At 60.2% G+C, this 13525-nt stretch carries 13 protein-coding genes; 2 read left to right on the top strand and 11 right to left on the bottom strand.

What is annotated here, in order from left to right:
- Positions 1-2: 2 nt before the first annotated feature.
- The 8 genes from pabC to CF161_RS29370 all read right to left on the bottom strand — a co-directional run bounded on the left by pabC (position 3) and on the right by CF161_RS29370 (position 6163).
- Positions 3-818 (bottom strand): aminodeoxychorismate lyase, encoded by an 816-nt coding sequence (gene pabC, locus CF161_RS29405; protein ID WP_020300273.1) that lies wholly within the window; start codon positions 816-818, stop codon positions 3-5.
- Positions 818-2062, bottom strand: a complete 1245-nt coding sequence (gene fabF / locus CF161_RS29400) for a beta-ketoacyl-ACP synthase II (RefSeq protein ID WP_043230861.1) — start codon at positions 2060-2062, stop codon at positions 818-820. Before fabF ends, pabC begins: the two co-directional genes overlap by 1 nt.
- 107 nt (positions 2063-2169) lie before the next feature.
- Complete coding sequence (acpP, locus tag CF161_RS32610) at positions 2170-2406, bottom strand: acyl carrier protein (protein ID WP_003175607.1); 237 nt, start codon at positions 2404-2406, stop codon at positions 2170-2172.
- Positions 2407-2602: 196 nt separating this feature from the next.
- The gene (fabG, locus tag CF161_RS29390) at positions 2603-3343 is read right to left on the bottom strand and encodes a 3-oxoacyl-ACP reductase FabG (RefSeq protein WP_020300271.1); all 741 of its coding nucleotides are present in this window, start codon (positions 3341-3343) and stop codon (positions 2603-2605) included.
- Positions 3344-3359: 16 nt separating this feature from the next.
- Positions 3360-4298 carry an ACP S-malonyltransferase gene (fabD, locus tag CF161_RS29385; RefSeq protein ID WP_043230857.1) on the bottom strand — a complete coding sequence of 313 codons (939 nt, stop codon included), beginning with the start codon at positions 4296-4298 and terminating at the stop codon, positions 3360-3362.
- A 126-nt stretch (positions 4299-4424) separates the two neighbouring features.
- On the bottom strand, positions 4425-5435 hold the full coding sequence (gene plsX, locus CF161_RS29380) for a phosphate acyltransferase PlsX (RefSeq protein WP_084471769.1): 1011 nt from the start codon (positions 5433-5435) through the stop codon (positions 4425-4427).
- Between the two features lie 4 nt (positions 5436-5439).
- Positions 5440-5622 (bottom strand): 50S ribosomal protein L32, encoded by a 183-nt coding sequence (gene rpmF / locus CF161_RS29375; protein ID WP_008152339.1) that lies wholly within the window; start codon positions 5620-5622, stop codon positions 5440-5442.
- 13 nt (positions 5623-5635) lie between these two features.
- Positions 5636-6163, bottom strand: coding sequence for a YceD family protein (locus tag CF161_RS29370; protein ID WP_020300268.1), 528 nt, complete (start codon positions 6161-6163; stop codon positions 5636-5638).
- Positions 6164-6268: 105 nt separating this feature from the next.
- On the opposite strand from CF161_RS29370, the gene CF161_RS29365 reads away from it, so the two are divergent.
- On the top strand, positions 6269-6847 hold the full coding sequence (locus tag CF161_RS29365) for a nucleoside triphosphate pyrophosphatase (protein ID WP_020300267.1): 579 nt from the start codon (positions 6269-6271) through the stop codon (positions 6845-6847).
- Between the two features lie 57 nt (positions 6848-6904).
- Here the strand turns inward: CF161_RS29365 and sppA are convergent, their stop codons facing one another.
- From sppA to rluC, 3 genes are read right to left on the bottom strand one after another with little or no spacing between them, the layout of a single operon-like run.
- Positions 6905-7894, bottom strand: coding sequence for a signal peptide peptidase SppA (sppA, locus tag CF161_RS29360; protein WP_020300266.1), 990 nt, complete (start codon positions 7892-7894; stop codon positions 6905-6907).
- 21 nt (positions 7895-7915) lie between these two features.
- Positions 7916-8578 carry an HAD-IA family hydrolase gene (locus CF161_RS29355; RefSeq protein WP_020300265.1) on the bottom strand — a complete coding sequence of 221 codons (663 nt, stop codon included), beginning with the start codon at positions 8576-8578 and terminating at the stop codon, positions 7916-7918.
- Positions 8568-9527 (bottom strand): 23S rRNA pseudouridine(955/2504/2580) synthase RluC, encoded by a 960-nt coding sequence (gene rluC, locus CF161_RS29350; RefSeq protein WP_020300264.1) that lies wholly within the window; start codon positions 9525-9527, stop codon positions 8568-8570. The genes CF161_RS29355 and rluC overlap by 11 nt, the downstream gene beginning before the upstream one ends.
- 715 nt (positions 9528-10242) lie before the next feature.
- Between rluC and rne the strand changes: the two genes are divergently transcribed.
- Entirely contained in the window at positions 10243-13491 is a 3249-nt protein-coding gene (rne, locus tag CF161_RS29345; RefSeq protein WP_043230850.1) for a ribonuclease E, read from the top strand.
- Positions 13492-13525 lie beyond the last annotated feature (34 nt).

The following is a 13525-nucleotide window of genomic DNA, read 5'->3' as shown; positions in this document are numbered from 1 at the left end:
AATCAAACATCCAGTAGCGCACGGGAAATGCCCTGCAGTTTACGGGTGAGCGGCCCAACCGACCAGCTCAGGTCAGCACAGGCCCGTACCGGCCAGATGCCATAAACGCTATTGCAGACAAAGACTTCGTCGGCCTGTCGCAACTGATCGAGGCCGATATCGGCGATTTCCACGGGGATGCCCAAGGACTTGGCTTGAAACACTATTTCAGCGCGCATCACCCCGGCCACGCCGCAGCGACTCAAATCCGGGGTCAGCAAGCGCCCTTCAGCTACCAGGAACAGGTTGCTGAACACGCCTTCGATCAAGCGGCCGCCCGCGTCGCACATCAGCCCTTCGGCATGCTCGGCATCGCGCCACTCGGAGCGAGCCAGGACCTGCTCAAGGCGATTGAGGTGCTTGAGGCCGGCCAGCAAGGGCTGCTCGGACAGACGGGTGGCACAGGGGAACAGGCGAATGCCCTGTTCGGCATGGGCGGTCGGATAAGTGGCAGGCGGGCTGCCCTGGAGAATACGGCGCGCCTGGGCGGCAGGGTCGGCGGCGTAACCGCGCTGGCTGTCACCACGGGTGAGGATCAGCTTGAGCACGCCCTCCCCCAACGCGGCCGCATAGGCCAGCAGCTCACTGCGGATCAGCGAGTGGTCCGCAGTGATCGCCAGCCGTAGACAGCCCTCGGCCAGACGGGCCAGGTGCCGCTCCAGCAACAGCGGCTGCCCGGCCTTGACCGCAATGGTCTCGAACAGGCCGTCGCCATACGCCAGGCCCCGGTCTTTTAGCGACAACGTGTCCGCCGGCTGACCGTCGACCCAGCTGTGCATCACTCGGCGAACCGGCGGAACACCAGGGAGCCGTTGGTCCCGCCAAACCCGAAGGAGTTCGACAGCACTACATCGATGTCCATGCTGCGCGCGGTGTGCGGCACGAAATCGAGATCGCAGCCTTCATCGGGCTCATCCAGGTTGATGGTCGGCGGCGCCACCTGGCTGTTGATCGCCAGCACGCTGAAGATCGCCTCGATCGCGCCCGCAGCACCCAACAGGTGACCGGTCATCGACTTGGTCGAGCTCACGGCCAGTTTGTAGGCGTGATCACCGAACACCGTCTTGATCGCCTCGGCTTCCGCCAGGTCGCCGGCCGAAGTCGAGGTACCGTGGGCGTTGACGTATTGCACTTGCTCAACGTTCAGCTTGGCATCGCACAGGGCGTTGGCGATGCAACGCGCAGCGCCGGCGCCATCGGCGGGTGGCGAAGTCATGTGATACGCATCACCGCTCATGCCGAAGCCGATCAGTTCGGCGTAGATGGTGGCGCCACGCGCCTTGGCGTGCTCCAACTCTTCCAGCACCAGGGCCCCGGCACCGTCGGACAGGACGAAACCGTCGCGGCCCTTGTCCCACGGACGGCTGGCACGGGTCGGCTCGTCATTGCGGGTCGACAGCGCACGGGATGCGCCAAAGCCACCCATGCCCAGGCCGCAGGCAGCCATTTCGGCGCCACCGGCGATCATCACGTCAGCCTCGCCGTAGGCGATATTGCGCGCGGCCATACCGATGCAATGGGTGCCGGTGGTGCACGCCGTGGAGATGGCGTAGTTAGGTCCCTGGGCACCCAGATGGATGGACAGGAAACCGGAAATCATATTGATGATCGAGCCTGGCACAAAGAACGGAGAAATCCGTCGTGGGCCGGAATCATGCAGTGTGCGGCTGGTTTCTTCGATATTGGTCAAACCGCCAATACCCGAGCCCATGGCTACACCGATGCGCTCGCGGTTGGCGTCAGTGACTTCCAGGCCGGAGTTGCGCACCGCCTGAAACCCTGCGGCCAGACCGTATTGAATGAACAGGTCGAGCTTGCGCGCTTCCTTGACCGACAGGTATTCCTCGACATTGAAGCCCTTTACCGAGCCGCCAAAACGGGTGGAATAGGCAGAAAGGTCGGTGTGTTCGATCAGACCAATGCCACTGCGGCCAGCCAGAATGCCCTGCCAGCTGCTCGGCACATCTGTACCCAGTGGCGACAACATACCCATACCGGTGACTACGACGCGTCTACGCGACACAGCACTCTCCTTTTTCTAATGACGACTTTGCATCAGGCCTAAAGAAAAAACCGCACGCCATGAGGCAGTGCGGTTTTTCCATGACAGCAAGCAACGACTACAAACTATTAAGCCTGGTGGCTAGTAACGTAGTCGATAGCAGCTTGAACAGTAGTGATCTTTTCAGCTTCTTCGTCAGGGATTTCGGTCTCGAATTCCTCTTCCAGAGCCATCACCAGCTCAACGGTGTCAAGGGAGTCGGCACCCAGGTCTTCAACGAAGGAAGCGGTGTTAACAACTTCTTCTTCTTTAACGCCCAGTTGCTCAGCAACGATTTTCTTGACGCGCTCTTCGATGGTGCTCATACCTTGTTTTCACTCCTAATGGACAAATTCAGGCAGCTGGCCAGTGGGTAAGTGTATAGAAAGGCTTTTCAGCTTTTCAACTGAAAGCTTCACTCCTCAAACCCTTTGGCCATCTGCCTATAAATAGATTGCAGCTTTATAACGGATTTTAGACAGCTCGTATGACATTTTTTTGAAGCGATCCGTCACATTTAACTCACATATACATCCCGCCGTTGACCGGGATTGTAGCCCCAGTAACGTATGCCGCACCGTCAGAAGCCAGAAAAGCGACCACTTGCGCGATCTCTTGTGCCTGCCCCAGACGGCCCAGCGGAATTTGCGTCAGCAAGGCATCACGCTGCGCTTCAGGCAATTCGCGAGTCATATCGGTATCGATGAAACCCGGTGCTACCGAGTTGACCGTAATCGACCGCGAACCCACTTCACGCGCCAGCGCACGGCTGAAACCTTCCAGACCCGCCTTGGCGGCTGCGTAGTTTACTTGGCCTGCGTTGCCCATGGCACCCACTACCGAGCCAATACTGATAATTCGACCCCAACGAGCCTTGGTCATGCCGCGCAAAACGCCTTTGGACAGACGAAACAGACTGTTCAGGTTGGTATCGACCACGTCGTACCACTCGTCATCTTTCATGCGCATCATCAGGTTGTCACGGGTGATACCGGCGTTATTGACCAGGATCGCCGGCGCGCCGAACTGCACCTGAATGCTCGCCAGGACCGCCGCAACCGATTCGTCGCTGGTGACATTGAGCTCAAGGCCAGTGCCTTGAATGCCGTGTTCCTTGAGGGTCGCAGCAATGCGCTCGGCACCCGAGGCGGAAGTCGCGGTACCCACGACAATCGCGCCCAGACGACCCAGCTCAAGCGCGATGGCCTGGCCAATACCGCGGCTCGCGCCAGTCACCAGTGCAACTTTACCTTGCAGACTCATGCAGGCTTCTCCTAATTCAGGCCTGTGCTGCGCGAGCGGCAGCAAAGGCATCGGGGGTATTCAGGTTGGAGGTCGATACGCCTTCGGCGCAGCGCTTGTTCAAGCCGGCCAGGACCTTGCCCGGACCGCATTCGACCAGCTGGGTCGCACCTTTGGCGGCCAGGGCCTGGACCGACTCGACCCAACGCACCGGCTTGTACAGTTGCTCCAGCAGGTCACGCTTGAGGGTCTCGAGGTCTGCCGGCACTGCCGCGCTGACGTTTTGTACTACCGGGATCTGCGGCGCCTGCCAGTCGATCGCGGCGATCGACTCGGCGAAACGCTCGGCAGCCGGGCGCATCAGCTCGCAGTGCGACGGCACGCTGACTGGCAGCGGCATGGCACGCTTGGCGCCGCGCGCCTTGCAGCCCTCGATGGCGCGCTCTACAGCCGCCTTGGCGCCGGCGATCACCACCTGGCCAGGGGAGTTGAAGTTGACTGCACTGACCACTTCGCCTTGAGCCGCCTCGGCACAGGCTGCCAGCACGTCGGCATCTTCCAAGCCGAGAATCGCAGCCATGCCGCCCTGCCCCGCAGGAACGGCTTCCTGCATCAGTTGGCCACGACGTTCTACCAATTTCACCGCATCGCCAAGACTCAGGCTGCCAGCGGCCACCAGCGCGCTGTATTCACCCAGGCTATGGCCCGCGACGAACGCAGGGCGAGCACCGCCTTCTGTCAGCCACAGACGCCACAAGGCGACGGACGCAGTCAGAATGGCCGGCTGGGTTTTATCGGTTTGATTGAGCAGCTCTTCCGGACCTTGCTGGGTCAGTGCCCACAGGTCGTAGCCCAGAGCATCGGAGGCTTCTTTGAAGGTGTCGAGGATCAACGGGTATTGCGCGCCCAACTCGGCCAACATGCCGAGGGACTGCGAGCCCTGTCCTGGAAAGACGAATGCGAGGGAAGCAGACATGTAACAAGCCCCTAATGATCTTGTCGTCGGAGAATTGACGCCCTGCCGAAGCGGACGCAAGAAACTGACAGTTGGATGGCCAATTGAACTGAGCGGTCACATTTAAGCACTCCCGAGGGGAAACGCCTAAAGCAACAGATCCTCAAGCCGCCCGTGCAGGCGCTCGGGAAGGTTCTCCTGAATCTCGATCAGCGCCCGCTGAATGGCGCTCTGAAAGCCCTGAACCCCTGCCGAACCATGACTTTTCACCACGATCCCCTGCAAACCCAGAAAACTCGCACCATTGTGCCGCGCTGGCGCCAGATCAGCCTGCAGGCGCCGCATCAATGGCAACGCCAGCGCCCCCACCAGGCGCGAAGCGACATTGCGCTTGAACAGCGCCTCGATCCGCGCGGCAATCATGGTCGCCAGGCCCTCGCTGGACTTGAGCAGGATATTGCCGACAAAGCCGTCACACACCACCACATCCGCTTCGCCGCGATACAGCCCATCGCCCTCGACAAAGCCGATGTAATTCAAGCCACGGGCATTTTGCAGCAAGGTCGCCGCGAGCTTTACCTGCTGGTTGCCCTTGATGTCTTCGGTGCCGATATTGAGCAGCGCAACCCGCGGACGCGCGATACCCAGCGTCTCGGCCGCGACCGACCCCATCACCGCAAACTGGAACAGGTGCTCGGCGCTGCAATCGACGTTGGCCCCCAGGTCCAGCAACTGGCAGTAGCCACGCTGGGTTGGAATAGCAGCCACCATCGCCGGACGATCAATCCCCGGCAGGGTTTTGAGCACATAGCGCGACAACGCCATCAGCGCACCGGTATTCCCCGCACTGACACAGGCCTGGACCTTGCCTTCACGCAACAGCTCAAGGGCCACCCGCATAGAAGAATCGGGTTTGCCGCGCAGGGCCTGGGAGGGCTTTTCGTCCATGCCGATCACTTCGGCGGCTGGCACAATCGTCAGGCGCGCGCGATCCACAGCCGAATGGCCGGAAATCAGATCTTCTAAAAGGGAGGGTTGACCAACAAGGGTCAGGTGCAGCGAGGGCGTAGCAGACAGGCAAGCAAGACTGGCCTGAACAATGCTGCGGGGACCGAAGTCCCCGCCCATTGCGTCAATCGCGATGACTTGAGCAGACAAGTGATTACTCGTCAGCGCCCTTGTCGATCACTTTACGGCCACGGTATACGCCTTCTGGCGATACGTGGTGACGCAGGTGAATTTCACCGGTGGTTTTTTCTACAGACAGAGTGCTCGCCGTCAGGGCGTCGTGCGAACGACGCATGTCACGGGCAGAGCGGGATTTTTTGTTCTGCTGAACAGCCATAATTGATTAACTCCTAAACGTTTGGGTCACGCTTTAACTGCGCCAATACACTGAACGGGTTGGACCGCGTTACCTCGTCCTCGCTCGGTTCGGGCTCATCGAGACCCGCCGGCTGCTGGCATTCTTCCGGATGATGAGCAGGCACAATGGGCAAGGCGAGCAGAAGCTCCTCCTCGATCAGTGACTGCAGATCCAAAGGATCTTCGCCCAGTTCCAGCACGTCATAACCTTTCGGCAACGACTGGGTATTCGCACCCTCCTTCACCACAGCATAACTGCATTCGCTATGGATCGGCAGGGTGACCAGCTCAAGACAACGCTGGCAAACCATTTTGACTTCGGTGTCGATAAAGCTGTGGATTACCACAGATTTACGTTCATCTCGTTCAAAAACGAATTTTGCCTGCACCGTACCGACATCGTCGGAAAGCGGGTCGCAGAGTCTCTTCAAATCGGCCAGCAGCAGTTCACCTTGAAGGGTGGTGCCACGGTCAGCCAATTTGCGCGGGTCAACGTGAGGTGGAATCGGGTCATTCAACATAGGCGCAGCATTATAGGGATGCACCCAGCCATGTCAAAGGAAATTCAACCCTGTCGGTCACTTGCAAGCCTCGCTAGAATCCGCAACCCGCCTCAGGAGATGCGCATGCTGCCTTTATTACTCGCTTCAAGCTCGGTCTACCGCCGAGAATTGCTGGCCCGCCTGCGGCTGCCCTTCACCTGCGCCTCCCCGGACATCGACGAAAGCCATCGATCCGAAGAGACCGCCACGGAACTGGTCAAGCGCCTGGCCCGGGAAAAAGCCCAGGCGCTCTCCACCACTCATCCGCAACATCTGATCATTGGCTCGGATCAGGTTGCCGTGCTCGGCGAGCGCATCATCGGCAAACCTCACAGCTTCGAAAAGGCCCGCGACCAGCTTCTAGCCGCCAGCGGCAACAGCGTGACCTTCCTCACCGGCCTGGCCCTGCTCAACAGCCAGACCGGAGCCTGCCAGATCGACTGCATTGCCTTCACCGTACATATGCGCTGCCTCACTGCACAACACATCGAACGCTACCTGCACGCCGAGCAGCCCTACGACTGCGCCGGCAGCTTCAAGGCCGAAGGTTTGGGTGTCAGCCTGTTTCGCAGCACCGAAGGCCCTGACGCCACCAGCCTGATCGGCCTGCCACTGATTCGCCTGGTGGACATGCTGCTTGTCGAAGGCATCGAGATTCCCTGATCCACCCCCACGAAAAAGCCGGCGCGAAGGCCGGCTTTTTCCAGAACGTCGAAAAACTTAACGCAGGGTAGGCCCCTGGAAGCCCATCCACATTGCCAACTGCTCAGCCACACTGGCGCCGAGCTTCTTCGAGAAGCGATCAAACGGCGACTCCTGAATGGTGAAGTCCACCAACTCTTTCTCGCCAATCACATCGCGCGCCACCGAACTGGTATTACCCAGGCCGTCGATCAAGCCCAATTGCAGCGCCTGCTGACCCGACCAGATCAGACCGGAGAACAGCTCGGGGTGATCCTTGTCCTTCAGACGATCGCCACGACCCTGTTTGACGCTGGCAATGAACTGCTGATGAGTGGTATCGAGCACGCCCTGCCAGAACTTGGCCTCATCGGGCTTCTGCGGCTGAAACGGATCAAGGAACGACTTGTGCTCACCCGAGGTGTAGGCGCGTCGCTCCACCCCCAGCTTCTCCATGGTGCCGACAAAGCCATAACCGGCCGCCGTCACACCAATGGAACCCACCAGACTGGCCTTGTCGGCGTAAATCTGATCGGCAGCGCTGGCGATGTAATAGGCACCCGAGGCACCCAGATCGGAAATCACCGCATAAACCTTGGTGTCGGCATGTAAGCCGCGCAAACGGCGAATCTCGTCATAGACATAGCCAGACTGCACCGGACTGCCGCCCGGGCTGTTGATGCGCAAGACAATGCCCTTGACCTTGGGATCCTCGAACGCCGCGCGCAGGCTGCCGACGATATTGTCAGCACTGGCCGCTTCCTTATCCGCGATCACCCCCGTCACGTCGATCACCGCCGTGTAACCCGCACCCCGGGTGGCGCTTTTTTCCATGTCCATCAGCGGCGTAAACAACACCAGCGCGCCGAACAGGTAAATAAACGTCAGAAACTTGAAGAAGATCCCCCAGCGCCGCGAACGCCGCTGCTCCTGCACACTGGCCAACAGGGTCTTTTCCAGCAGCTTCCAGCTCTTGTCATCGCCGCCTTCAGCACTCGCCTTGCTTGGCGCCTTCCATTCATCGGTCATGCCATCTACCCCAGCAAAAACTTAATTGGCGCGCCGGCTAAGCCAGGCGTGCAACTCAGGAAAACTATCAATGGCGATGCGCGGCTCGAATGCGCGCAAGGCCTTCAGCGATTGGGCTCCGTAACTGACGGCAACCGAGTCCATGCCCGCATTGCGCGCCATCAACAGATCGAAAGAGGAGTCACCCACCATCAGCGCCTGCTCGGGACGCACATCGCAATGGGCAAGAATCTGCTCCAACATCAGCGGATGGGGTTTGCTGGCGGTTTCATCGGCAGCACGGGTGATATCAAAATAATCCTCCCAGCCATGAGCCCTCAACACCCGATCCAGCCCCCGCCGCGCTTTGCCAGTAGCCACTGCCAAGCGGTAGCCCTCCGCCCGGAATGCATCAAGAGACTGCACCACCCCAGCGAACAGCGGCGAAGGCTGCGCCTCAAGGGCGATATAGCAATCGGCATAATGCTGGCGAAAGGCAATCAACTGCTCGTCGTCGATGTCCGGGTACAGGGTGCGAATCGCCTCCGGCAGCCCAAGACCGATAATGCCCTTGACCGCGAAGTCATCGCGACGCGCAAAGTTGGAACGATCGGAGGCCACATGCATGGCCTCGACAATCCGACCAACGGAGTCGGCCAGCGTGCCGTCCCAATCAAAAATCAGCAGTTTGTAATCAGGGTGCACTCAGGCGCTCCACGGTCTTGGCCCAGACCTCATCCACTGGCGCCTGCAACTTGAGCTCGCCCCCATCGGGCAACGGCACAGTCAGCATGTAGGCGTGCAGGAACAGGCGCTTGCCGCCCAGATCACGAATTTCCTTGCTGAAATCGTCGTCGCCATACTTGGTGTCCCCGGCAATGCAATGCCCGGCGTGCAAGGTGTGGACGCGGATCTGGTGAGTCCGGCCGGTAATCGGCTTGGCTTCGATCAGGGTGGCAAAATCGCCGAAACGGCGCAGCACCTTGAATACGGTGACCGCTTCCTTGCCTTCGTCCTCGTCGACTTCGACCATACGCTCGCCGGAACGCAGATTGCTCTTGCCCAACGGCGCCCGAACCTGCTTGATCGAGGCCGCCCAGTTGCCGCGTACCAGCGCCATGTAGCGCTTGTCCACGCCATCGCCGCGCAGGGCCGCGTGCAAGTGCCGCAGCATGCTGCGCTTCTTGGCGATCATCAGCAGGCCGGAGGTGTCGCGATCGAGACGGTGAACCAGCTCCAGCTCCTTGGCATCAGGACGCAACTGGCGAAAGGCTTCGATCACGCCGTAAGTGAGACCGCTGCCACCGTGAACCGCAATGCCAGTGGGCTTGTTAATCACGATCAGTGCCTTGTCCTCGAACACAATCGAGGCTTCGAGGCGCTGCAGCAGGCCTTGTGCCAGCGGCACCGGCTCGTCGCGCTCAGGCACGCGAACCGGAGGCACGCGCACAATATCGCCCGCCTGCAGCTTGTATTCGGGCTTGATCCGCCCCTTGTTCACCCGCACTTCGCCTTTACGCAAAATGCGATAAATCAAGGTTTTGGGCACGCCTTTGAGCCGGGCGAGAAGGAAGTTGTCAATTCGTTGGCCGGCATATTCCGGCGAGACTTCAAGCAGTTGCACGCTTGGAGTCGAGGGGGCAGTAGTCGTCATGCCGCAAATGATAACAATTTTTTATGGATTTGAAGCACTTAATGATTGCTGCTATAGTCGCGAACGCCGCCAAAAGCGGCCTGGACAGCGGACTAACGGTCAAAAACCGGCCCTGACCAACGCAATTCACCAGGACGCGAGGCCGTCCTACGGGGCTTTTGCTACGTAACGGTGGAGTTTGCAGGTGTAACGAGCGCAGGTGACATGAGGCCTGAATCAAGCCGCAAAGCAGAGTTTCCACTCGCCTTGCGAGCCAATATTCATGGCCAGTTCACAAAGTGCAGTCAGCTGCGAATGACCCCGAGCGAAGGCTTCGGAAACAACGCCTAAATTAGCCATGATGCGTGACCTCCCCTTTCGGAGCTCACGGTAAATGCCAACCCGCTGCGGATTCTGCGCGCGGCAGCACCCGAACTATCAGGGATACGTGTAGGGTGGAGATGCACAACCGTCGGACTGTGTAGCATTAGGCTTTATCAAGACGCTTCATCTCGTCCACAGTTACCGGTTGATTCCTCCTCCTGACAAACTTTTGCTTAAGCGGTGCCTTATGTCACCACAGCAAGCAGGACGCGTGAGTCGCGACTTCGCCCCCTTTGGTCGAACCTCGCTAGACACTCGAGTGGCCAACCACTCCTGACGCACCTGACACCGACCGTGAGAAGTCGTGTGTGCCGAACGCCGTTTCCGGCAGCCCGGAAACCGACGGTACTACATGAAAAGAATGCTGATTAACGCAACTCAACCCGAAGAGTTGCGTGTTGCACTGGTAGATGGCCAGCGCCTCTACGACCTGGACATCGAATCCGGTGCACGCGAGCAGAAAAAGGCCAACATCTATAAAGGCCGGATTACTCGCATCGAACCAAGCCTCGAGGCTGCCTTTGTCGATTTCGGCTCTGAGCGCCACGGCTTCCTGCCCCTCAAAGAAATCTCCCGCGAATACTTCAAGAAAGCCCCTGAAGGCCGCGTGAACATCAAGGACGTCCTGAGCGAAGGCCAGGAAGTCATCGTTCAGGTCGAGAAAGAAGAACGTGGCAACAAGGGCGCCGCCCTGACCACCTTCATCAGCCTGGCCGGTCGTTACCTGGTTCTGATGCCGAACAACCCGCGTGCCGGCGGCATTTCCCGTCGCATCGAAGGCGAAGAGCGCAACGAACTGCGTGAAGCCCTGAACGGCCTGGTTGCCCCGGCTGACATGGGTCTGATCGTGCGCACTGCAGGCCTTGGCCGCAGCAGCGAAGAAATGCAGTGGGACCTCGATTACCTGCTGCAACTCTGGACCGCGATCAAAGAAGCCTCGCTGGATCGCTCCGCGCCATTCCTGATCTACCAGGAAAGCAACGTGATCATCCGCGCGATCCGCGATTACCTGCGCCAGGACATCGGCGAAGTGCTGATCGACAGCGTTGAAGCCCAGGACGAAGCCCTGACCTTCATCCGCCAGGTGATGCCGCAGTACGCCAGCAAGATCAAGCTGTACGAAGACAGCGTTCCGCTGTTCAACCGTTTCCAGATCGAAAGCCAGATCGAGACCGCTTTCCAGCGCGTCGTTGAACTGCCTTCCGGCGGCTCCATCGTTATCGATCCGACCGAAGCCCTGGTGTCCATCGACATCAACTCGGCGCGCGCCACCAAAGGCAGCGACATCGAAGAAACCGCCCTGCAGACCAACCTTGAAGCTGCCGAAGAAATCGCCCGTCAGTTGCGCCTGCGCGACATCGGCGGCCTGATCGTCATCGACTTCATCGACATGACCCCTGCCAAGAACCAGCGCGCCGTGGAAGAGAAAGTCCGCGAATGCCTGGAAGCCGACCGCGCTCGCGTGCAAGTCGGTCGCATCTCGCGCTTTGGCCTGCTGGAAATGTCCCGTCAGCGCCTGCGTCCATCCCTGGGCGAAAGCAGCGGCATCGTCTGCCCACGCTGCAACGGCACCGGCATCATCCGTGATGTGGAATCGCTGTCGCTGGCGATCCTGCGCCTGATCGAAGAAGAAGCCCTGAAAGACCGCACCGCCGAAGTTCGCGCCCAAGTGCCGATCCCGGTAGCCGCGTTCCTGCTCAACGAAAAACGCAACTCGATCACCAAGATCGAACTGCGCACCCGCGCCCGCATCGTCATCCTGCCGAACGATCACCTCGAAACGCCGCACTTCGAAGTTCAGCGCCTGCGCGATGACAGCCCGGAAGCCAGCATCAACCAGTCCAGCTACGAAATCGCCGCTGCCGCTGCTGAAGTTGAAGAAGTCCAGCCAGCCGCCGCGACCCGCACCCTGGTTCGCCAGGAAGCCGCCGTCAAGACCGCCCCGGCACGTGCCAACGCTCCGGTTCCGGTTGAAGCCGCAGCGCCGGTCGCAGCTCCAGTTGCAGCCGCCGAACCAAGCCTGTTCAAGGGCCTGGTGAAATCCCTGGTCAGCCTGTTCGCCACCAAGGAAGAGCCTGTCGCCCCGGTCGTGGTTGAAAAGCCTGTGACCGAGCGCCCTGCTCGCAACGAAGAGCGCCGCAACGGTCGTCAGCAAAGCCGCAACCGTAACGGTCGCCGCGACGAAGAACGCAAACCGCGTGAAGAACGTGCACCTCGCGAAGAACGCGCCCCACGTGAAGAACGTGCGCCGCGCGAAGAGCGTCAGCCACGTGAAGTACGCGAGGCTCGCGAAGAAGTTCAAGCCACCGCTCGCGAAGAACGCGCACCACGCGCTCCACGTGAAGAGCGTCAACCACGTGCACCGCGCGAAGATCGCAAGCCACGTGGCGAGCGTGAAGAGCGTCCGGTCCGTGAACTGCGCGAACCTCTGGATGCCGCCCCGGCCGTTGCAGCGGCTGCTGCCGCGACCACCGAGGAGCGTCCAGCTCGTGCGCCACGCGAAGAACGCCAGCCACGTGCACCGCGTGAAGAGCGTCAACCGGCTACTGAACAAGCGGCTGCCGTTGCCGATGAAGAGCTGCTGAACAACGAAGAGCAACTGTCGGAAGACGGCCAGGAGAACGCCGAGGACGATCGTCCACGTCGCCGCTCCCGTGGCCAGCGTCGCCGCAGCAACCGTCGTGAACGTCAACGTGATGCCAACGGCAACGTGATCGAAGGTTCGGAAGAGAACAGCGAAGAGCCAAGCTCTGCCGATCTGGCTGCCGGCCTGGCAGTCACTGCCGCTGTTGCCAGCACCGTGATCAGCGCACCTGCCGAAGCCCAGGCCAACGAGCAGGCTGAGCGCGCTACCGCCGCCCTGGAAACTGCAGCGGTTGAAGCGCCAGTGGTTGAAGCCACCACGCCGGTCGAAGCGCCTGTCGCTCCTGCGGTTGAAGTGCGCGAAGTTCGTGAGGTTCGTGAAGAGCAACTTCAGCTTGAAGTCTCGGTCGAGCCTGCTGTGATTGCCGAACCGGCAACCCCAGTCGTGATCGAGCAACCGGTGATCAGCGAAGCCGTCACTGCAGAACCTGAGTTCCAGGCTCCTGCCGAGAAGGCCGCTGCACCTACCGAAGAAGCGCCAAGCGCTTTCGAACGCATTGCCGAGTCGATCGTGGTCGAAGCACCTGTCGAGGCTCCAGCCCCAGTGGTTGAAGCCGTGGTTGAGCAGGCAGCTCCAGTGGCAGCCGAAGTCGTTGAACCAACTCCAGTCGTCGTTGAAGCTCCGGTTGCTGCCGAGGTGACTGAGCCAGTGGTCGAAGCCGCTCCTGTGAGCGCCTTGGGCAGCAATGGCCGCGCGCCGAACGACCCACGTGAAGTGCGTCGCCGCAAGCGTGAAGCCGAGCGTCTGCAGAAAGAAGCCGAACAGGCTGGCGCCGCAGCTCCAGTCGTGGCGCAAGAGCCTGCTCCGGTTGTGGCCCAAGCCGAACCTGCAGCAGTGATCGAGCCGGTTGTTGAACAGCCAGCTTCCATCGACGAGAGCCCTCGGGTGGTCGAAGAAGCGGTAGAGCAGCAACCTAAAGCCCTGGAAGCAGAGCACGAGCCTAAACCCCTCGTCTGATTCCGGTCGCTACTGAAAAGCCCCGCCTGGTCAC

This window comes from Pseudomonas sp. CF161 (genome assembly GCF_000416215.1).
In the GTDB taxonomy this organism is placed as follows: Bacteria; Pseudomonadota; Gammaproteobacteria; order Pseudomonadales; family Pseudomonadaceae; genus Aquipseudomonas.
Note: the sequence above shows the minus strand (reverse complement) of the source record. Positions and strands in the feature narration are given on the sequence as shown.

What these genes read in the sequence shown, in the direction of transcription:
- pabC (WP_020300273.1), bottom strand. Translation starts at nt 818, where the DNA reads ATGCACAGCTGGGTCGACGGTCAGCCGGCGGACACGTTGTCGCTAAAA.
- acpP (WP_003175607.1), bottom strand. Translation starts at nt 2,406, where the DNA reads ATGAGCACCATCGAAGAGCGCGTCAAGAAAATCGTTGCTGAGCAACTG.
- fabG (WP_020300271.1), bottom strand. Translation starts at nt 3,343, where the DNA reads ATGAGTCTGCAAGGTAAAGTTGCACTGGTGACTGGCGCGAGCCGCGGT.
- fabD (WP_043230857.1), bottom strand. Translation starts at nt 4,298, where the DNA reads ATGTCTGCTTCCCTCGCATTCGTCTTTCCAGGACAGGGCTCGCAGTCC.
- rpmF (WP_008152339.1), bottom strand. Translation starts at nt 5,622, where the DNA reads ATGGCTGTTCAGCAGAACAAAAAATCCCGCTCTGCCCGTGACATGCGT.
- CF161_RS29370 (WP_020300268.1), bottom strand. Translation starts at nt 6,163, where the DNA reads ATGTTGAATGACCCGATTCCACCTCACGTTGACCCGCGCAAATTGGCT.
- CF161_RS29365 (WP_020300267.1), top strand. Translation starts at nt 6,269, where the DNA reads ATGCTGCCTTTATTACTCGCTTCAAGCTCGGTCTACCGCCGAGAATTG.
- sppA (WP_020300266.1), bottom strand. Translation starts at nt 7,894, where the DNA reads ATGACCGATGAATGGAAGGCGCCAAGCAAGGCGAGTGCTGAAGGCGGC.
- rluC (WP_020300264.1), bottom strand. Translation starts at nt 9,527, where the DNA reads ATGACGACTACTGCCCCCTCGACTCCAAGCGTGCAACTGCTTGAAGTC.
- rne (WP_043230850.1), top strand. Translation starts at nt 10,243, where the DNA reads ATGAAAAGAATGCTGATTAACGCAACTCAACCCGAAGAGTTGCGTGTT.